Genomic DNA, 377 nt, shown 5'->3' with positions numbered 1-377 from the left:
CTTAATGTCAACAAAGCAGGATAAAGCAGCTGCCGAAGCGATCAGCAAGCACATTGATCCGAAATTCCTGAGCGAGAGCGGAAAAGTCAATGTGGCAACCATTAACGGCAAAACAGCTCCTGAGTACGACGGAGTTCCGAAAACGCCTGCTGATTATGACCAGGTGAGAATGGAAATCCAATTTAAAAATGACACCGCAAAAACTGCGGACGGATTAAGTGTGCAAAACAAGTTCCAAGGCAATGCGATTTCTCTTCAATTCTCTTTTGAAGCCACGCAATGGAACGGCTTGACCATTAAGAAAGATCATACGGATAAAGACGGTTACGTCAAGGAAAATGAAAAGGCTCACAGTGAGGATAAAAACTAATCCGAAA

1 protein-coding gene is annotated in these 377 nt (G+C 43.5%); it reads left to right on the top strand.

Annotated elements, in window-relative coordinates; all coding sequences use genetic code 11:
* Positions 1–370: TasA family protein (locus tag SB660_RS19220; RefSeq protein WP_410583818.1), on the top strand; the 370-nt coding region annotated here is incomplete at its 5' end.
* Positions 371–377: the final 7 nt, after the last annotated feature.

The sequence above is a fragment of the Bacillus sp. SIMBA_005 genome, assembly GCF_046535585.1.
Taxonomy (GTDB): Bacteria; Bacillota; Bacilli; order Bacillales; family Bacillaceae; genus Bacillus; species Bacillus pumilus.
Note: the sequence above shows the minus strand (reverse complement) of the source record. Positions and strands in the feature narration are given on the sequence as shown.